The 18,649-nt window shown below is 55.9% G+C and carries 16 protein-coding genes and 2 pseudogenes; 16 read left to right on the forward strand and 2 right to left on the reverse strand.

Features of this window, described 5'->3' with window-relative positions:
• Positions 1 to 428: 428 nt before the first annotated feature.
• Positions 429 to 917: a hypothetical protein gene (locus tag WNZ14_RS23085; protein ID WP_342871038.1), complete on the reverse strand. Its 489-nt coding sequence runs from the start codon at positions 915 to 917 to the stop codon at positions 429 to 431.
• A gap of 74 nt (positions 918 to 991) precedes the next feature.
• Here WNZ14_RS23085 and WNZ14_RS23090 point away from each other — a divergent pair, with 74 nt between their 5' ends.
• The 6 genes and pseudogenes from WNZ14_RS23090 to WNZ14_RS23115 all read left to right on the forward strand — a co-directional run.
• On the forward strand, positions 992 to 1,297 hold the full coding sequence (locus WNZ14_RS23090; RefSeq protein WP_342871039.1) for a DUF6626 family protein: 306 nt from the start codon (positions 992 to 994) through the stop codon (positions 1,295 to 1,297).
• A gap of 543 nt (positions 1,298 to 1,840) precedes the next feature.
• Positions 1,841 to 2,491, forward strand: coding sequence for a hypothetical protein (locus tag WNZ14_RS23095; protein WP_342871040.1), 651 nt, complete (start codon positions 1,841 to 1,843; stop codon positions 2,489 to 2,491).
• Positions 2,492 to 2,708: 217 nt separating this feature from the next.
• The gene (locus tag WNZ14_RS23100) at positions 2,709 to 3,941 is read left to right on the forward strand and encodes a hypothetical protein (protein WP_342871041.1); all 1,233 of its coding nucleotides are present in this window, start codon (positions 2,709 to 2,711) and stop codon (positions 3,939 to 3,941) included.
• Positions 3,942 to 4,110: 169 nt separating this feature from the next.
• Complete coding sequence (locus WNZ14_RS23105; protein ID WP_342871042.1) at positions 4,111 to 4,530, forward strand: DUF6641 family protein; 420 nt, start codon at positions 4,111 to 4,113, stop codon at positions 4,528 to 4,530.
• A 170-nt stretch (positions 4,531 to 4,700) separates the two neighbouring features.
• Positions 4,701 to 4,919: a hypothetical protein gene (locus WNZ14_RS23110; RefSeq protein WP_342871043.1), complete on the forward strand. Its 219-nt coding sequence runs from the start codon at positions 4,701 to 4,703 to the stop codon at positions 4,917 to 4,919.
• Positions 4,920 to 5,352: 433 nt separating this feature from the next.
• Positions 5,353 to 5,421, forward strand: a pseudogene (locus WNZ14_RS23115) (ATP-binding protein); the annotation flags it as partial.
• A 371-nt stretch (positions 5,422 to 5,792) separates the two neighbouring features.
• On the opposite strand, the gene WNZ14_RS23120 reads toward WNZ14_RS23115, so the two are convergent.
• Positions 5,793 to 6,143, reverse strand: coding sequence for a LysR family transcriptional regulator (locus tag WNZ14_RS23120; protein WP_342871044.1), 351 nt, complete (start codon positions 6,141 to 6,143; stop codon positions 5,793 to 5,795).
• 102 nt (positions 6,144 to 6,245) lie between these two features.
• On the opposite strand from WNZ14_RS23120, the gene WNZ14_RS23125 reads away from it, so the two are divergent.
• The 10 genes and pseudogenes from WNZ14_RS23125 to WNZ14_RS23170 all read left to right on the forward strand — a co-directional run bounded on the left by WNZ14_RS23125 (position 6,246) and on the right by WNZ14_RS23170 (position 18,421).
• A complete protein-coding gene (locus WNZ14_RS23125) occupies positions 6,246 to 7,805 on the forward strand; it encodes a proton-conducting transporter membrane subunit (protein WP_342871045.1) in 1,560 nt (519 codons plus the stop codon).
• A gap of 21 nt (positions 7,806 to 7,826) precedes the next feature.
• A complete protein-coding gene (locus WNZ14_RS23130) occupies positions 7,827 to 10,232 on the forward strand; it encodes a DUF2309 domain-containing protein (protein ID WP_342871046.1) in 2,406 nt (801 codons plus the stop codon).
• A gap of 587 nt (positions 10,233 to 10,819) precedes the next feature.
• Entirely contained in the window at positions 10,820 to 11,896 is a 1,077-nt protein-coding gene (locus WNZ14_RS23135) for an ABC transporter ATP-binding protein (RefSeq protein WP_342871047.1), read from the forward strand.
• A 9-nt stretch (positions 11,897 to 11,905) separates the two neighbouring features.
• On the forward strand, positions 11,906 to 12,976 hold the full coding sequence (locus WNZ14_RS23140) for an ABC transporter ATP-binding protein (protein ID WP_342871048.1): 1,071 nt from the start codon (positions 11,906 to 11,908) through the stop codon (positions 12,974 to 12,976).
• Position 12,977: 1 nt separating this feature from the next.
• Positions 12,978 to 13,844, forward strand: coding sequence for a sugar ABC transporter permease (locus tag WNZ14_RS23145; RefSeq protein ID WP_342871049.1), 867 nt, complete (start codon positions 12,978 to 12,980; stop codon positions 13,842 to 13,844).
• A 70-nt stretch (positions 13,845 to 13,914) separates the two neighbouring features.
• On the forward strand, positions 13,915 to 14,745 hold the full coding sequence (locus WNZ14_RS23150; protein ID WP_342871088.1) for a carbohydrate ABC transporter permease: 831 nt from the start codon (positions 13,915 to 13,917) through the stop codon (positions 14,743 to 14,745).
• 11 nt (positions 14,746 to 14,756) lie between these two features.
• On the forward strand, positions 14,757 to 15,038 hold the full coding sequence (locus WNZ14_RS23155) for a DUF2160 domain-containing protein (protein ID WP_342871050.1): 282 nt from the start codon (positions 14,757 to 14,759) through the stop codon (positions 15,036 to 15,038).
• 61 nt (positions 15,039 to 15,099) lie between these two features.
• The gene (locus WNZ14_RS23160) at positions 15,100 to 16,821 is read left to right on the forward strand and encodes an ABC transporter substrate-binding protein (protein WP_342871051.1); all 1,722 of its coding nucleotides are present in this window, start codon (positions 15,100 to 15,102) and stop codon (positions 16,819 to 16,821) included.
• A gap of 58 nt (positions 16,822 to 16,879) precedes the next feature.
• Positions 16,880 to 17,112: pseudogene (locus WNZ14_RS23165) on the forward strand (DDE-type integrase/transposase/recombinase); the annotation flags it as partial.
• 76 nt (positions 17,113 to 17,188) lie between these two features.
• Positions 17,189 to 18,421: an FAD-binding domain-containing protein gene (locus WNZ14_RS23170; protein WP_342871052.1), complete on the forward strand. Its 1,233-nt coding sequence runs from the start codon at positions 17,189 to 17,191 to the stop codon at positions 18,419 to 18,421.
• The last annotated feature ends 228 nt before the right edge of the window (positions 18,422 to 18,649 follow it).

The raw sequence follows: 18,649 nt of genomic DNA on the forward strand, positions 1-18,649 counted from the left end.
ACTACGCCATGCTGGACGAAGCAGCCATGGCCGCATAACTTAAACCAAACGGTCTCCGGTAAATCCGGTGCGGTTCAAACAAAGTCGGAAAAATCTCGTCCATCGATCAATGGCTTAAGCGGAAATGTAAGATAATGTGTATTTTCTGACATTTGTGGATTGGTTCGATGCTTGACAATTCCGGTCTGCGCAGCCACCCATCGTCTGCAACACCGATGGTCGATATCGCCTGCGCTTGATCGGCCAACTTCGCTTTGCCTACATCGCTCGTCGCTTTTCTTTCTTCGAAGTTCTAACGTTCTTCGAACTCTTCGAACTCTTCGAACAAGTCGCAGACGAACAAACGCCCTGCGCAAATGCAGAGCGTCAGTGTGCTATTGCAGCGGATTAGGTATGGGCATCGCCCGTGTTAAATCCGCAGTATGTGATCAGTCACCGAAGTTTAGGTGACAGCAATCAACGAGCAAGGTCTCTTTGTAGAGGCTATCAAATTCTTTCCAGCCATAGCCATTGCGCCGGTGTTGGGGGCCTAAATTGTCGCTGATCACCATGCTATGAGATTTTCGGATCTTCTTTTTCCAACACGTCGGTGCAGCATCGTGTATCTGGCGATATTGGTGCCAGCAATTGCCTTTGATGTAGAAATGAAAGTGTGGGTTGGTGCGCGATCTTCCATGCTCAACGAAAACCAGACGTGGCAAACGCAGACCCTCTCTGAATTCTTTATGCGGAACAAGATGCCGATCAAGCACATTGAAGAAATGCTTGGCGTCGGATTTCAGCTCTCTATCGCTGATGTTCGCAGCGTCGTAATACGTAGCAGTTCCGAACAACCAAAATTTGCCGTCTCTAACCCAGCGGGTACCTTCGGCAACGATCCGCCTCTTCGTTTCCCAGTCCGTAATAAGTCTCTTCAAATTTTCTCCTTTGATAAATACGCATGAGCCGACCGCTTCAGTGTTTTGTGTATTTATCAACGACGAGGAAATTTATGACGGAAACTGTATTACGTGATATCTACCTGTATCTGCGGGAACATGAGCTGGTCCGCAACGAAAGCGAGTTCAGCAAGAATTGGTTGGGCAAGAGCGATTGCTACATGCGGACGCTGCGCTACAAGAAGGCGGAACCGAGTATCGGTAGTTTTGCAATCTGTGCAGTTAGGCTCGAACACACCCTCAAACAGCTGTCATCCCATTCGGTGGCAGAAGACCTTCGAAGATATGGTGAGCTTTGCCGTAATCACGTCACCGCATCAGCACCTCAAAATCTGCATCAGCTGAGAAAATCAGTTTGAGCCGGCCTCAAAGGCGGGCTGCTGTTTTCGCGTATGGAGTACTTGTCTGCGTAAGCTGGTGGTTCTGCGTCGGCGTCCTGCTTATCGCCGCATAAATACGTTTATGAAAAACTCGCTTCAGAATGAAATCAGGCACTTGATCGATGGGATAAGCGGCTGTTCGGAGGATGTTCGCATCCGCAATCGTATGGACGCGCTACAGTCCCTGCTTGATGCGGGTGACGAAATCGTTGCGCTGGCTCGAAAACTGACTAGCCAAACGGAGCCGTATATCAAAGAGCTGGCTGACAAGCCGAAACAGCTGGCAGCACCGAAACCACCTGGCACACAGAAAACGAGAAAAGCGAAGCCGAAAAGCCGGAAAGATCTGACACCGATACGACCAAAACCACCAGTCTAAAATCGGGCTGCTAGATCGCTGGTGTCGAAACAAGCCAGTATCTGACGGTTTCCACCGGCCTAGTGATCAAGCCTTAATGATTGCATTCGAATGGCAGACTGGCATAGCTGCGTCGGAGAGCTACACATTTCAGGTATTCATGTATGAGCGAGTGGAGCGACAATCAAAAAAAGTCGAACGCGAATTGGCGATCGCAGCTCTATGGGAAAATTGAAACGCAGACGAGCGAAAAAGAAAGGACATTAACGAAAGAAGAGGTCAAACGTCTGGCGAAACTGCGCGACATGCAGGATACGCTTAGACGTGGAAAAAACGTTCCCAACAGAGGATTGCAGGCTTGGCTGACAGATGGCGAGTATGCGGAACTCGAAAACGAATGGAAAACGCAGCAGGACTTTAGGAAAGAACTAAATGACAAACCAGCTGAGATTAAGACCTACGAGGCAAATCTTAAGAAGGCTATATTCAACGAGAATAGGGCCAATGGCGCTCGTTCAAAGGGTAATATAGCGACTGCTGCCAATTTCAGCAGTCGATGTGAGCGTCAGTGCGAAGAAGCATTAGAAATGCTTGAAGAACTCTTCCACAGAGACCCGTCGTTAATGGCTTGGTTTGATCGCTCTGTATCATTCGAAGTAGACGAAGCTCCAAATCCGTCACCGTCGAGTATGCCACGTGTTGTGACTTCACGTAGTTTGGACAGACAAGCTGATCACGCAAACATAATGTCGAAAGCTGATGTCAAACTGGCCGTCGTTGAGAGAGCCATTCAGCAACTGCGATTGGGTCGATAAACGCACATACGGCTTCGTACAGTGCCGTTGTCCGTTTGTGGTGGTATTTGTAGCTGCAATCCGAAAGACGCGACAGCATTCCAACTAGCCTACATTTCGATAGGTTCCCTCTACCATAAGTCGTGTCAGATGTTATCACGTTATACGGGAAGCATGACGTGTGATGAGGGGGCAATAGAATGAGCAGATGGTCCGAACAGCTAGAACAGCACGCGATATGGAAAACATTGACCTAATCCGATCTCATTTGTCTGAGGAGTTCGACGACACTAACGAGAGTACATTTGTTGAAAAGCGACGCCTATCCGAACTCATAGAACAGTATGCTGATGTAGTCCGCAAAATCCCCGCAGAACGGGCTCCGCTTAGCCGGATCGACAATCTTAACAGTCATCTTACGGGTCAGGTTGCAAACCAGACAGAGGCTTATTCGACATCTGGTGATGGTTCGCATCTCAAAACTGCAAACAACGAACTGACAACGCAACTGACAGAGTTGGGCATTCTTCGTTCGCTAATTGGCGACGCAGCTGAAGCGGGACAAATCACAACGCTGAATAAGTTGGCAGACGAATTTGTCGAAAGCGTTAGTAAAAAGCTGAAACATGTTGACGATACGATTTCAAAGCTGGGAAAGAAGATTGATGATCTATCTTCAACGCAGCAACAACTCACAGATGCATTTGCGGAGAAGAAGCAAGATGTCGATCAGATTGTCATTCAGGCGCAATCAGATTTTGCGCAAAGCCAGCAAGTGCGAGCAGACGAGGCTAAAGCTTTAGCGAATAAGCTCAAACAGGACTTTGAAGTTCGATTTGAAGAACTCCACAGTAAGCATAAAAAGTCTTTGGAAAAAATCGTTGCGGATGCGAAGTCGCAGACTGACGCGCTGAACAGCAATTCTTCGCAGCAATTGGACGAAGTCGTTTCCGATGCAAGAGAGAAACACCAAGCCATACTGGAGCTTTTCGAGCTTGTAGCGGTCGATAGCGTGGCAGCAGGCTATTTAAGGAATGCAGAAAATGAAGGCTCACAAGCCAATCTATGGCGCTGGATTAGCGTCGGCTTCATCAGCGCTGCTGTAGTGTGGTTGTTGGGCGTTTTCATATATACACAGATCACCAATTCGTCCGGCTTAGCTTGGACATGGTATCTCCCCGTTTTTTCGCTCACTATCGTCTTGCTCGGTGGAGCAGCGTACATGGCTCAGCAATCAACTAAGCACAGAATGAATGAGAAACGGGATCGCTGGTTCTATCTGCAAATGAAGGCGATTGACCCGTTTATTCGATCACTTGATGACGCCACACAGAAAGAACTGAAGAAGGAGCTGACAGCGAAGCTCTTTGGAAACGATCGAAGTGAAAGTGAACCCAACGTCATCAACGAACACGCAATCACATCGCTGACCAAAATGGTTACAGATATTTTGAAAGCTTCCAAAACATAGCAAGTGCCCTCTCTGCTGCTCTTTGCGGCTGTTTCTGTGCACTAAGGACCCTCCATATTGTGCAATGGGTTCACACTCGATTTCGCATATAGAACGAGTGGAGAAGTAATTTCGGTAGGAATTTCAATCCGTTGAAGGCAACGTAGTGGCACAACAAAGGAGAGCCACTATGTCGTTTATCACCCAAGTCAAACTCGCCGAGTTCAAATTCGGCGCACCGAAAAACCCGGTCTTCAACCGTCGTCAGAAGCTTGTTCAGAAAATCGATGATCAGATCAAGCTTGCACAGGACCACACCTACCAGCCAAGCAAGACGGTGTGGAAAAAGGACGAAGCGGGCGCAGCGTATAAGATCGAACAGCCCAAGCGCATCAAGCGTTGGTGGATCGAGCAGATCGACGGTACGGTGCTGCTGACCGTTCGCTATGGTGCAAAACCACTGGAATTTGCGAAGGGCAAGAACGCTGTCCACCTGCCGAACAAGGATGGCATCGAACCAACTCTGATCAAGCTGAAAGCGGCTGTTGAGGCTGGCGAACTGGACGATCTGTTGGAGAAGCAGGTTGGTTTTGGCAAGCGTACTGGTTAGCAAGGCGCAAGGGACCAGCAAATAAATGGCAAGACGAGGGATTGCATATTCTGCAGTCCCTTTTCATCCACAGTTTTTTGGATTAGCCTATTGAAATGATTATATTATTTAGATAACCGCATGAGTATTTCGACGGCTCTTTTGGCTGCTACAAGCGGAGTAACAAACAAATGTCCAAACTTAGTGCGCTTCCTCTGATTGTCGCATTCTCCTTCGGCATACTCGTCAAAACGGCGATTGATATCACTGGCGTGAATTTCTTCGTCAATGCACGCGCAGATGTTGCCGGAATGGACTATAGGGATTTGTACAACGATAGGGACTTTGAATGGGCAGTACAGATGGTCATCGAAAACTGCAACGTTGATGGCGAAAACATCGTTTGCTAGAAAGGGCCTCATTTGCAGACAATTTGCAGAGATCTATTTACATAATTTGACACTATATATAGCGTCAAGAAACGTAAGAATTAACTATATATAGTATAAATCGACGTTCGTTCACGTCGTGTTCTACATTGACATTGTAGGGGTCACAGGTTCAATCCCTGTTACGCCCACCATCCACCCTCTTTAGATCTAACAGTTTTTTGATCCGGGGTTCTTCCTGAAGACCATCTGAAAATCCTTCTGTCACAACTGTGGCACAGCATGGATCATTTCGATCGCAACATTCAGGAAACGCGGAGACCGCTGGCAAGTTCAGGTCAGACGCGCTGATCAACCTACCGTGTGAAATAGCTTTACATCCAAAGTAGATGCCCAACGATGGGCACGACACATGGACGCTCACCTCGACGCCACAACGCTTCCACACGACTATGCACGGCTCGATCGGCTCACTCATCACTGCCACATCCTCGAAACCGGAAACGACAGCTTCCGCTTCTAGAATGGCTCGGCGCAGGACGCCAAATCTGCCAGGGAAAAACAGGAACTTGGCCACCACACCAGACCCGAAACATAACTGAAAGGCAGGTCAAATCTCGGTGGAAATACCGGGGCATCTCTCATTGGAAATCAACAATCGTACGCTGACACCTTTCTGTTCGAGTGGATTTGATAGCGCTCAGTGTTTCCGAGCGCCGGCGTCCATTCAACCGAATACAAGATTGGTCTTCTGTGAAGGATATCAGATCGTCTAGATTGGCCGACCTTCAAGCAATCCCGTCGGGGCTGGATTTGGGAACCGCCGCGTGATCATCACAGCATAGAAGTCTTCGGCGATCCAGGACCGCAGTATGATTTTGACATCCGGCCGGTTCAGGATCGGGAACAGAAACTCAATTTGAAAGTTGCGCGACAATGTGGCCAGTGCAGCGATGCGGATGGCCTGCCGGGTGTGCCACTCTTATTGCAAGGTTCCGACCAGTTCCCGCCCCGTCTCACAGATCGCATCTGCATGAGCAAGCGCAATCCGCCGCGCATACGTGAGAACAAGCTGCTGCCCATGCCTTTCGACCACGGAATGTCCCAGATGCGCCCCAACTGTTTGATCTGACCAGATACTGCCGATTGCGACAGGTTCAGCCGCTCTGCCGCGCGCGTCATGTTGCCGTAATGAGGACCGCCCGGAAGTAGCGCAGGTGATTGTCGTTGAACTCGTCCATACATCTAAAAAACAGAACGATATCGAATAAACAATGAATTTTATCGTTCGGAACGCGTCGGCTATCACAGCGGCCAACCGACAACCCGCTTCAAGGAGACGCTTCCGTGTCGATTGCCGTCCTGCCATTTCTCGCGCCCCTTGCCCTTGCCTTCGCTGCCGTGCTGGCCTTTCGCGGGCCCGAAATGCGACCGGCGCGGGTCTTGCGAACCATAGAATGGATTACACTTGCCGCATTGGCCGCTGCGGTCTCGTCCGGGCTTGCGCTTCTTGCATCAGCTCCCGCCACCAGCGGCCTGATTGGCTTTGCGGGGTTAGGCTTCTCCATTCGGCTTGACGCGGTCAGCGCCGTCATGCTGCTGCTGGTCAGCTTTGTCGGCTGGGTCGTGATCCGTTATGCGGCGACCTACATGGATGGCGAGGCGCGGCAAGGGTCCTTCACCGGATGGCTTTGCGCAACGCTGACGGCCGTGATGATGCTGGTGATTGCCGGAAACATCCTGCAACTCCTCATCGCCTGGATAGCGACAAGCCTGTTCCTGCACAATCTGCTGCTGCATTATCCGGAGCGCGTTTCGGCGCAAAGGGCGGCCCGGAAGAAGTGGATTACCGCGCGGATCGGCGACGCGGCCCTGATGCTCGCGGCTGTCTGCCTCTATCTCCAGTATGACACGGGCGATATCGCTGACATACTCGCAGCAGCGCGCGTGAGCGAAAACCCATCCGGTGCGGCATGGATCGGCGCGGCACTGGCACTGGCCGCAATCTTGAAATCAGCGCAGTTCCCCATGCACGGCTGGCTGACCGAAGTGATGGAGACGCCCACTCCGGTTTCCGCACTGCTGCATGCAGGTGTCATCAATGGTGGCGGTTTCCTGCTGATCCGGTTCGCCGATGTGATGCTTCTGACGCCTGGCGTGCTGGCGGTTCTGGTCATCGTCGGCGGCTTTACCGCGCTGTTCGGCGGTCTGGTCATGCTGACGCAATCGGCCGTCAAGACCTCGCTGGCGTGGTCCACCGTGGCGCAGATGGGCTTCATGATCCTGCAATGCGGCCTGGCGCTGTTTCCGCTGGCGCTGCTGCACATCGTGGCTCATTCCCTCTACAAGGCGCACGCCTTTCTTGCATCCGGCGCGGCGGTGGACAGTGTGTCGGCAATCCGCCGTCCCGGCCCGGTGGCTATTCCCAATGGCGTGGCGGTCGGGCGGGCGTTCCTGATCGCGCTGGTCATCTATGCGGGTGTCGGCCTGATCTTCGGGGTAGACGGAAAATCGCCGCAGGCGATAGCTCTTGGTGCCATCCTGATCTTTGGCGTTGCCTATCTGCTGGCGCAGGGTCTGGCTGATGCCGCTCCCTGGGCCCTCACACTGCGCACCGCCATTTTCTCGGTTGCCGCGGCGGTCGGCTACTTCACGCTTCAGACCGGCGCTGAGTGGATGATGGCAGGCACCCTGCCCGCCACACCGGCGCCCGGTCCGCTGCAGTGGGCCTTGATTGTCCTCGCCCTCCTCAGCTTTGGCGTGGTGGCCGTTGCGCAGGCAATGTTCCCATTCTGGGCCTATCACCCGGCTGCAGCAGGGATGCGCGTGCACCTTTCCAACGGGCTTTATGCCAATGCCGTCTTTGACAAGCTGCTTGGCGGCTGGTCGACCAAGCAAACCTCCTGATTGATCGAAAGGACCAGACAGATGAACACGATTTCCACCCTTTCGCTCAGCTCGATTGCCATGGCTTGCGACACCGCGGCCAGGGCAATCCCACCGGTCTGGCCGCTTGCCTCTTCAGTCGCCGTCAATCCTTTTTTGGGTCAGACCGGGGAAACATTGGCCCAAGTCGGCGCACGGCTGGGCCGCGTCGGCGGCGTGCCAGTCACGATGCCACGCAAATGGTACAAGACCCGCATCGATGACGGGACCATTACCGACACGGACATCATCGCCGCACTGGACGCGCAGCAGGCATCGAGCCCGCCCGATCTGGCAGAGGTGAAGCGTCGGGCCGGCGTGGATGCCGCGACAATGTCCCCACTGCCGACCATTGCCGACCTTGTGGCGAAGGTGTCCGGTATCGACTGGCCGGGGATTGTCGCGGGCAGGTTCGGAGCCTGGGCCGCGGGCTATTTCGACCAGGGACAGGCGCTGTGGGCGGCGCCGCGCAGGCGGGGTGCCTATGACGCGTGGCGCCAGTATGCGACGCACGACCTGACGCCTGAAATCACAGGCCTCAGAGGCTTTGCCCAGTTCGTCAGTGAAACCCCCGATACGGCGGATGAGGCCAAGTTGCGCGCAGCAAACCGGTTGGGCCTGAGTGACGGCGCACTTGAAACCTACCTGCATCAGCTACTGTTTTCACTGGGAGGCTGGGCGCAGGCGGCTCGCTATCAATTGTGGCAGGCCGAACTGGCGGGCAAAAGCGACCACACCATCACCGATATTCTGACTATCCGGCTTGTCTGGGAAGAGGCGCTCCTCGCGCAATACGAAGATCAGATTGGCGAACACTGGCAGGAGGTGAAGACCGCCCATGCAACAGCTGTCGCGCCGGACACGGACCTTCAGGTCAATGCCATTCTGCAAGAGGCATGGGAGCGCGCGATACAACGCGATTTGGCCGCAACTCTTGCCACCCCGGCCCCAATGGTGGACACTGTACGTCCGGCAATGCAGGCCGCCTTTTGCATCGATGTGCGGTCCGAAGTGTTCCGGCGCGCCCTTGAGTCGGCAAACCCGGGCATCCAGACATTGGGGTTTGCGGGATTTTTTGGCCTGCGGGCATCTCACAAGGGGTACGCATCCGATGTGGATGAGTTGCGCCTGCCCGTGCTGCTGAATCCGAGCGTCACCTCATGCTCCCATGGCGTTGATGCGGGAGCGGATCAGGCTACCCGTTTCAAGGCCCGCGCGATCCGCGCATGGGGGCGGTTCAAGCTTGCTGCGGTATCCTCCTTCGCCTTTGTCGAGGCGACGGGGCCAATCTACGCCGGCAAGCTGATGCGTGACGCTCTCAACCTTGCGCCGAATGTCGCGCCGGGTGGCCCTGCACCTCGGCTGGAGCCTGCGCTGGACCTTGGAGCACAGACCGAAGCGGCGGAAACCATCCTGCGGGCCATGTCCTTCACCACTAATTTTGCACGGCTGATCATGCTGGTTGGACACGGGGCCAATGTGGTCAACAACCCATTTGCGAGCAGTCTCCACTGTGGCGCCTGCGGGGGCTATTCGGGCGAGATAAATGCCCGCTTGCTGGCTGGCCTTCTCAACAATCGCGATGTGCGCAGAGCGCTGGCCGAGCGCGGGATCAAGGTTCCCGAAGATACGCTGTTCGTGGCTGCACTGCATGACACCACCACGGACGCGGTCACGCTTTATGATGAGGACTGTGCGTCCCCGGATCATGCTGCGGATATCAGGCAGGCTAAGGACTGGTTCAAAGCTGCCGGCAAGGTGACGCGTGGCGAGCGGGCGTTGCGGCTGCCGCGGGCGGCGAACGATGGCGAGATTGCCATCCGCAGCCGCGACTGGGCCGAAACGCGGCCTGAATGGGCTCTGGCGGGATGCAAGGCGTTCATCGCTGCTCCGCGCCACCGGACGGCAGGCAAAAGTCTCGAGGGCCGTGCGTTCCTTCATGACTATAGCTGGAGCCAGGACACGAATTTTGGCGTACTCGAGCTGATCATGACCGCCCCGGTGGTCGTCGCCAGCTGGATCAGCCTGCAGTATTACGGATCGACCGTGGCTCCGCATGTCTTTGGATCAGGCAACAAGCTTTTGCACAATGTGACCGGCGGCATCGGCGTCGTTGAAGGCAACGGCGGGACGTTGCGCGCAGGCCTGCCCTGGCAGTCAGTGCATGAGGGGGAGAGCTATGCCCACGAACCGCTGCGTCTGTCGGTCTGCATTCAAGCCCCGCGCGAGGCGATGAACGATATCCTGAAACGACATGACGGTGTGCGGGCCTTATTCGACAACCGTTGGCTTCACCTGTTTGCGCTTGATGAAAGCGGTCGGATGGCCTGGCGGTACGACGGAAACCTGGAATGGTCGATCCTGACCGACGGGGCTCAACAGCCGCCTGAATTGAGGGTGGCGGGTTGAACGCTCAAAGGAGCATACCGTCGCATCTGCTGCATGGACCGGCATTTCGTTAGCCGCACCTGGAGTGTGGTCTAGTGCTGACATTAGCAAATTCTCAGCCAGAGCACATAAAGCGGGCATTCGCGGCGTATGGTCGAACGGCAGCACAGGCCGGAAGCGGAATTACGGCTTCTGTTCGCGGATGGTGTATAGATGTTGTCGAAAGTCTATCCTTACTATCCGACCTTTTGATCGACATGTGGGGCATAGCCCTGTTCGGGCTAAGCGCATTGTTTAGTTTCACGAGCTGTAAGGCCGCCAAATTTGTTCAGCAGTTTTGGCCACTCATCCGCTCATCCCCACTGAATGCGGCTCTTTCCGGATGGCAGGTTGTCGTTGCGAACGTTGACATCTGGCCGGCAGAAGCGGCCAATATGTAAGGCTAATCTCATATTCCAGTCGATTTTCATTTATATTCGTTTGACATTCGTTTTAGGTTCCCTTCTATTCGTCTGACGAGGAATGCAGGGTTTGGACTAACCTGCGATGCGCATTGGCAGTAGCTTTGTGGTCAATGTGGGAGCGAGGCTTGGGAGGGCTTCTTCTGCATGCTGGAATTGGACAATGTCTCCAAGGTTTCCAAGGGTGAAGCGCACATCAGTGACGTTTCGCTGCGGCTGGAAAGTGGAACGCTGAACGTGCTTCTGGGGCCGACCTTGTCGGGCAAGACCAGCCTGATGCGGATCATGGCAGGCCTTGATCGCCCGACACGCGGGCGGGTCATCAGCGACGGCAGCGATGTGACCGGGCTGGCGGTGCAGAAACGCAACGTCGCCATGGTCTACCAGCAGTTCATCAATTACCCGGCGATGACTGTCTATGAGAATATCGCCTCACCGCTGAGGATCGCCGGTGCCGACAAGGCGACGATCAAACGCGAAGTCGAGCGCGCCTCCGAGCTGCTCAGGCTTGGGCCCTATCTGCAGCGCACGCCACTGAATCTGTCGGGCGGGCAGCAACAGCGCACGGCGTTGGCGCGCGCCATCGTCAAGAAAGCCGGCCTGGTGCTGCTCGACGAGCCGCTGGCCAATCTCGATTACAAATTGCGCGAGGAACTGCGCGCCGAACTGCCGAAGATCTTCTCGGAATCAGGCGCCATTTTCGTTTACGCCACAACCGAACCGTCGGAAGCATTGCTTCTTGGAGGGAACACGGCAACGCTCAGCGAAGGCCGCATAACCCAATTCGGCCCGACCGTTGAAGTTTTCCGTAACCCGGTCAATCTGGTCACAGCGCAGACCTTTTCCGATCCGCCGATGAACCTGCTGGCGATGGAGAAGCATCAGGCCAAATTCATCAAGCCGGGCGTCCGCGACATCATGGTACCAGCGGGGCTTGCCCATCTTGCCGATGGTCCCTGCACGCTGGGTTTCCGTCCACATAATCTTTCGCTTGCCGCAGGGCCCGGCACGACCCCGCTGTCGGCCAAGGTGATGGTCACCGAAATCACCGGGTCGGAAAGCTATGTTCATCTCATTCATGAGGATGAGAGGTGGGTGATGCTGACCAAGGGCATCCACGATATCGACGCCGGCGAGATGCTGGAAGTTCATCTCGACACCGGGCACATGCTGGTTTTTGACCGCGACGGACATACGGTTCTCGCCCGGCCGGCGGGGGTATGAGGAACAAATATGGCCCGCATTGATCTCGACCATATCCGCCACGCCTACATGGCAAATCCGTCCAAAGACGAAGACTATGCGTTGCGCGAGGTTCATCATTCCTGGGATGACGGCGGCGCCTACGCGCTGCTCGGCCCCTCTGGCTGCGGCAAGACCACGCTGCTCAACATCATTTCCGGGCTGCTGACGCCGTCGGAAGGCAAGATCCTGTTTGATGGCCACGACGTCACCGGTCTGCAGCCGGAAGAGCGCAATATCGCCCAGGTCTTCCAGTTCCCGGTCGTCTACGACACCATGACGGTGGCCGACAATCTGGCCTTCCCGCTCAGAAATCGCGGCATGGCGGAAGTCGAAGTCCAGAAGCGCGTGGCTGAAGTTCTGGAGATGATCGATCTCGTCGATATCGCGGACCGCAAGGCACGCGGACTGACGGCAGATCTCAAGCAGAAGATCTCGCTCGGTCGTGGCCTTGTGCGCGCCGATGTCAACGCCATCCTTTTCGACGAGCCGTTGACGGTGATCGACCCGCACATGAAGTGGCAGTTGCGCTCACAGCTCAAGCTGCTGCATCGCCGCTTCGGCCACACCATGGTCTATGTCACTCACGACCAGACCGAGGCGCTGACCTTCGCCGACAAGGTGGTGGTGATGTATGGCGGCGAGATCGTGCAGATCGGGACGCCGCAGGAGCTGTTCGAGCGCCCCAGCCACACCTTTGTGGGCTATTTCATCGGCTCGCCGGGCATGAACGTGCTGCCGGTCACACTCGACGGAACAAACGCCCGGCTTGGACAGCAGGCGATCATGATGCCCGGTGCGGCAGAGCTTTCGTCCGGCAAGCGAATCGAACTCGGGATCCGCCCCGAATTCGTGAAACTTGGAACCGCGGGTATGCCAATCAGCGTCAGCAAGGTCGAGGATGTCGGGCGCCAGAAGATCGTCCGCGCCATTATCGAAGGCCATGAACTGGCTATCGTGCTGGACGAGGATTCATCCGTGCCCGCCGATCCGCACGTCACCTTCGATCCTGCCGGAATCAACATCTACGCCGACGACTGGCGCGTAAAGCTGGGAGGCTGAGATGGATAAGCCCTGGAACAACAAGGCCTGGTTCATGGTGCTGCCGATGCTGCTGCTGGTGGCATTCTCGGCCGTCATCCCACTGATGACCGTGGTCAATTATTCGGTGCAGGACACCTTCGGCAACAACCAGTTTTTCTGGGCCGGAACGGACTGGTTTTCCGATGTGCTGTCCTCGGCCCGCTTTCATGACGCGCTGGCGCGCAACCTCCTGTTCTCCGGCATCATCCTGTTGATCGAGGTGCCGCTCGGAATTTTCATCGCGCTCAACATGCCGCGCAAGGGACTGGGCGTGCCGTTCTGCCTGGTGTTCATGTCGCTGCCGTTGCTCATTCCGTGGAATGTGGTCGGCACCATCTGGCAGGTGTTCGGTCGCGTCGACATCGGCCTGCTCGGCTATACGCTCAACGCACTTGGCTTCGATTACAATTACGTCGGCGATCCGTTTGACGCCTGGGTAACGGTCATCGCCATGGATGTCTGGCACTGGACCAGCCTGGTTGTGCTCTTGTGCTATGCTGGACTGGTGTCGATCCCGGACGCCTATTATCAGGCGGCCAAGATAGACGGCGCCTCGCGCTGGTCGGTGTTTCGCTACATCCAGCTGCCGAAGATGAACCGGGTGCTGCTGATTGCCGTGCTCTTGCGGTTCATGGACTCGTTCATGATCTACACCGAACCCTTCGTTGTTACCGGCGGCGGGCCCGGCAACGCCACCACCTTCCTGTCGATCGATCTGGTCAAGACTGCCATCGGCCAGTTCGACGTCGGACCGGCTGCCGCGATGTCGCTGATCTACTTCCTCATCATCCTGTTGCTGTCATGGGTTTTCTACACCGTGATGATCACCAACGACGCCAAAGGCTGAAGGAGAGCGACCCGTGACCTATTCCGACAACACCGCTGCCTCCCAGACAAATCTTGACGCCACGGCTGCAATGGCGCGGCGGACGCGTCGTTCAAATGCGATCGCGCGCTTTTCTTTCCTGGTGCCACTGATCTACATCTTGCTATTGATGCTGCCGGTCTACTGGCTCATGAACATGAGCTTCAAGACCAACAATGAGATCCTGGGCGCCTTCTCGCTGTGGCCCCGCAATCCGACGCTTGCCAACTACCAGGTCATCTTCACCGATCCGGCCTGGTATAGCGGCTACATCAATTCGATCATCTATGTGGTGATGAACATGGTGATCTCGGTCGCGGTGGCGCTGCCCGCTGCCTATGCGTTCTCGCGCTATCGGTTCCTCGGTGACAAGCACCTTTTCTTCTGGCTCCTGACCAACCGCATGGCGCCACCGGCGGTGTTCGCGCTGCCGTTCTTCCAGCTCTATTCCGCCTTCGGGCTGATCGACACCCATATCGCGGTGGCGATTGCCCATTGTCTGTTCAACGTTCCCTTGGCGGTCTGGATCCTTGAAGGCTTCATGTCCGGGGTGCCCAAGGAGATCGACGAGACCGCCTACATCGATGGCTACTCGTTCCCGAAATTTTTCGTCAAGATCTTCATTCCTCTGATTGCGAGCGGGATCGGCGTCGCCGCGTTCTTCTGCTTCATGTTCTCATGGGTGGAACTGCTCATTGCCCGCACGCTTACCGTCACCGACGCCAAGCCGATCGCAGCCACCATGACCCGCACGGTATCGGCCTCGGGCATGGACTGGGGCGTGCTTGCCGCAGCCGGCGTGCTGACGATCATCCCCGGCGCGCTCGTGATCTGGTTTGTCCGCAACTACATCGCCAAGGGCTTTGCCCTGGGCCGGGTCTGAGGAGGCGCGCAATGGATTTCTCATGGATGGCCTGGACCGGCCCGACCGCAACTTTCTTCATCGTCATCTTCCTGTTGCTCGTCGGCATGGGGGTCTGGGAATACAAGGTGCCCGGCGGCTCGCCCCGGGTCGGAATCCTGCGCTTTGAAACCACACGCGGCGACCGTCTATTCGTCTCGCTCTTGGGTTCGGCGTTCATCAATCTCGCCTGGCTCGGACTAGTTGGTCCGAACCTCTGGTGGGCTCTTGCCCTGTCCGTGGTCTACGCCATCGGCGTGTTCCGCTACGTCTAGGGTCAATACCGGAAGCGGCAATACCGCCGGTTCCGTTTTCGCAAGTCGGGAGGAAACTGCAATGCGGAAACATTTTCTACTTTCAACAGTGGCTATGGCGCTGGTGTTCAGCGCAGGCGCCGCGCAAGCGGGCATGGAAGAGGCCAAGAGCTTCCTTGATGCCGAAATCGGCGATCTGTCGACGCTTTCGCGCGCCGACCAGGAAAAGGAAATGCAGTGGTTCATTGATGCCGCAAAACCCTTTGCCGGCATGGACATCAAGGTCGCATCCGAAACGCTGACCACCCATGAGTATGAATCCAAGACACTCGCCGCGGCCTTTGCCGCGATCACCGGCATCAATGTCACCCATGACCTTATCGGTGAAGGCGACGTGGTCGAAAAGCTGCAGACGCAGATGCAGACCGGTGAGAACATCTACGACGCCTATGTCAACGATTCCGATCTGATCGGCACCCACTGGCGCTATCAGCAGGCCCGCTCGCTGACCAAGTGGATGGCCAATGAGGGCAAGGACGTCACCAATCCGATGCTTGATCTTGAAGATTTCATCGGGCTGAGTTTCACCACTGCGCCCGATGGCGATCTCTACCAGCTGCCCGACCAGCAGTTCGCCAACCTCTACTGGTTCCGCTATGACTGGTTCAACGACGAGAAGAACAAGGCCGATTTCAAGGCCAAGTATGGCTACGATCTTGGCGTGCCGGTGAACTGGTCGGCCTATGAGGATATCGCCGAATTCTTCACCGGTCGCGAAATCGACGGCAAGAAGGTCTATGGCCACATGGACTACGGCAAGAAGGACCCGTCACTCGGCTGGCGCTTCACAGACGCCTGGCTTTCCATGGCCGGCAATGGCGACAAGGGCCTGCCGAACGGCTTGCCGGTCGATGAATGGGGCATCAAGGTGGACGAAAATTCGCGCCCGGTCGGCTCCTGCGTTGCACGTGGTGGCGACACCAACGGCCCAGCCGCTGTCTACTCGATCCAGAAATATCTCGACTGGATCAAGGCCTATGCGCCGGCATCCGCTGAAGGCATGACCTTCTCTGAGTCCGGTCCGGTTCCGGCCCAGGGCGAGATTGCCCAGCAGATGTTCATGTACACCGCGTTTACCGCTGACATGGTCAAGGACGGCCTGCCGGTGGTCAACGAGGACGGCACGCCGAAATGGCGTTTCGCACCAAGCCCGCATGGCGTCTACTGGAAGGACGGCATGAAGCTCGGCTATCAGGACGTGGGTTCCTGGACGCTGATGAAGTCCACGCCTGACGACCGCGCCAAGGCCGCATGGCTCTATGCGCAGTTCGTGACCTCGAAGACGGTCGACGTCAAGAAGAGCCATGTCGGTCTCACCTTGACCCGTGAGTCGACGATCCAGGACAAGAGCTTCACCGAGCGTGCTCCGAAGCTTGGCGGCCTGATCGAGTTCTATCGTTCGCCGGCCCGCGTCCAGTGGTCACCGACAGGCACCAACGTGCCTGACTATCCGAAGCTGGCTCAGCTCTGGTGGCAGGCAATCGGTGACGCTTCCTCAGGCGCCAAGACTGCCCAGGCAGCCATGGACTCGCTGTGCGCAGAGCAGGAGAAGGTAATGGAGCGCCTGGAGCGTGCCGGCATTCAGGGCGACATCGGCCCGAAACTCGCCGAAGAGCATGATCTGGCCTACTGGAACGCCGATGCCGTCGCGAAGGGCAACCTCGCGCCGCAGCTCAAGATCGAGAACGAGAAAGAACAGCCCATGACCGTCAACTACGACGAACTGGTCAAGAGCTGGCAGTAAGTCTTTCCGGCTCATGCCGTGACCACAGAGATTTTGATCGGGGCCTTCGGGCCCCGATCTTTTTCTTCAACCGGAATATCCTAACCATGTCTGGTCTTATGATTTTGCCGAGGATCGCACGCACAATGGAAGGAAAATCCGCATGCTCAATGTTATCGACGAGTTCCCCGAGAATGCATCACGATCAGGGTCGAGAGAAAGCTGAAGGCTGTTGATGTCATTGACGTGCTATCCAATCCCTTCATCGTGCGGGGCAACCCTGAGCATATCCGTTCTGACAACGGCAAGGATTTAGGGTTTCGCTCGCCCTGACATCAATTTGCCCTAGCTACCGGCTCAAGAAAGACATGGCAGGAGTTACAGCCCGGTGATCGCAACTGCAGAATTCATAGCTTCACGAGAGGTGGGTTTGGCCCGCTTGGCAGCGTTCACACCAATCGCTGGACAGCACTATTCTTCAGCCCGGAACTATGATCGCGGGCCAGGTCAGCACAATTCAGTCTCACAACTATCGCCCTATCTGCGCCGACGGCTTGTTACCGAAGAAGAGGCGGTTATGGCTGCCGTTCGCGGGCACGGTTTGGCAGGCGCCGAGAAATTCAACCAGGAAGTGTTCTGGCGCACCTACTTCAAGGGTTGGCTCGAGCAACGGCCCGTAATCTGGGATCTGTATCGAGACGGCTTGCAAGCAGATCTGGACCGTCTCGAGAACGACCGCGACTTTAGAAAAAGGCTTGATCGCGCCTTGGCAGGCGAGACCAGGATCGAGTGCTTCGATTTCTGGGTGAAAGAACTCCTGGAGACCGGATATTTGCACAACCACGCTCGCATGTGGTTTGCGTCAATCTGGATATTTACCCTGGAACTGCCATGGCGTCTGGGAGCAGATTTCTTTCTCAGGAACCTGATTGACGGAGATCCTGCCTCCAATACGCTGAGTTGGCGCTGGATCGCTGGATTGCACACAAGAGGCAAGACCTATCAGGCCGAAGCCTGGAACATCGCAAAGTTCACGGATCAGCGTTTCATTCCAGTAGAGGGCAAACTTTCCCCGGTTGCGGACGCTCTGGTCAACGAAGAGCCAAACGGTTTGCCGCCCATCGCTGCGATCAGGAAACCAGTTCTCCCCGACCAGCATTTTTCCACTGGTTTACTGATCACGGAAGAGGAGTGTCGGATCGAGGCGTTGCCTTTGTCTGATTTCAACATCAAGACAGTTGCGACGCTTGGTGCGAGCCACTTGCGCTCAACCTTGCCAGTCAACACCATCGTTCGTGGCTTCGAGCTCGCAGCATTGGCTGACACAGTTGAACGCCTTGGATGCTCGGCCCAAGAGTTGATCGCGAACGACCCCAAAGTTCTCCTCAATTGGGCCAAGGAAGCAAATGTATCGCAAATCCTGACAGGCTACATTCCTGTCGGCCCGCTGCGCGATTGGATGAAGCTGGCCCAGTCTCATCTCGATGCTGAAGGCGTTTCCCTTTGTGAATGGCAAAGGGAATGGGATGCGTTGATCTGGCCATACGCAACTGCCGGATTTTTCAAAGTGAAGAAACAGATCCCACGGATCCTGCAGCAACTGGGAATGCCGGATTGCTGAAGCGAGTGCGGGCTTGAAATACGGCAAGGATCAAAAGGCCGAGCACGGCCTTTTTCGACACAGGCGCTTCCTACCGTGAGCAAGCTGCAACGTTTCGCCGGCGAAGATAGACATTCTCCCGTTCCGCACCAGTTATATGATGGCGCTCTCGGCCCAAACATCTAAATTCGGACGGCTTGGTGAGGATGACAGCAGGGGCCTTTCGATCGCTAGCTGTGGAATCTCAAC

The sequence above is a fragment of the Hoeflea sp. AS60 genome, from assembly GCF_038900115.1.
Taxonomy (GTDB): Bacteria; Pseudomonadota; Alphaproteobacteria; order Rhizobiales; family Rhizobiaceae; genus Hoeflea.

Excerpts from the sequence above, each read along its gene's own strand:
- WNZ14_RS23090 (WP_342871039.1), top strand. The coding sequence starts at position 992 with ATGACGGAAACTGTATTACGTGATATCTACCTGTATCTGCGGGAACAT.
- WNZ14_RS23095 (WP_342871040.1), top strand. The coding sequence starts at position 1,841 with ATGAGCGAGTGGAGCGACAATCAAAAAAAGTCGAACGCGAATTGGCGA.
- WNZ14_RS23100 (WP_342871041.1), top strand. The coding sequence starts at position 2,709 with ATGGAAAACATTGACCTAATCCGATCTCATTTGTCTGAGGAGTTCGAC.
- WNZ14_RS23105 (WP_342871042.1), top strand. The coding sequence starts at position 4,111 with ATGTCGTTTATCACCCAAGTCAAACTCGCCGAGTTCAAATTCGGCGCA.
- WNZ14_RS23110 (WP_342871043.1), top strand. The coding sequence starts at position 4,701 with ATGTCCAAACTTAGTGCGCTTCCTCTGATTGTCGCATTCTCCTTCGGC.
- WNZ14_RS23120 (WP_342871044.1), bottom strand. The coding sequence starts at position 6,143 with ATGTATGGACGAGTTCAACGACAATCACCTGCGCTACTTCCGGGCGGT.
- WNZ14_RS23130 (WP_342871046.1), top strand. The coding sequence starts at position 7,827 with ATGAACACGATTTCCACCCTTTCGCTCAGCTCGATTGCCATGGCTTGC.
- WNZ14_RS23135 (WP_342871047.1), top strand. The coding sequence starts at position 10,820 with ATGCTGGAATTGGACAATGTCTCCAAGGTTTCCAAGGGTGAAGCGCAC.
- WNZ14_RS23140 (WP_342871048.1), top strand. The coding sequence starts at position 11,906 with ATGGCCCGCATTGATCTCGACCATATCCGCCACGCCTACATGGCAAAT.
- WNZ14_RS23145 (WP_342871049.1), top strand. The coding sequence starts at position 12,978 with ATGGATAAGCCCTGGAACAACAAGGCCTGGTTCATGGTGCTGCCGATG.
- WNZ14_RS23150 (WP_342871088.1), top strand. The coding sequence starts at position 13,915 with ATGGCGCGGCGGACGCGTCGTTCAAATGCGATCGCGCGCTTTTCTTTC.
- WNZ14_RS23155 (WP_342871050.1), top strand. The coding sequence starts at position 14,757 with ATGGATTTCTCATGGATGGCCTGGACCGGCCCGACCGCAACTTTCTTC.
- WNZ14_RS23160 (WP_342871051.1), top strand. The coding sequence starts at position 15,100 with ATGCGGAAACATTTTCTACTTTCAACAGTGGCTATGGCGCTGGTGTTC.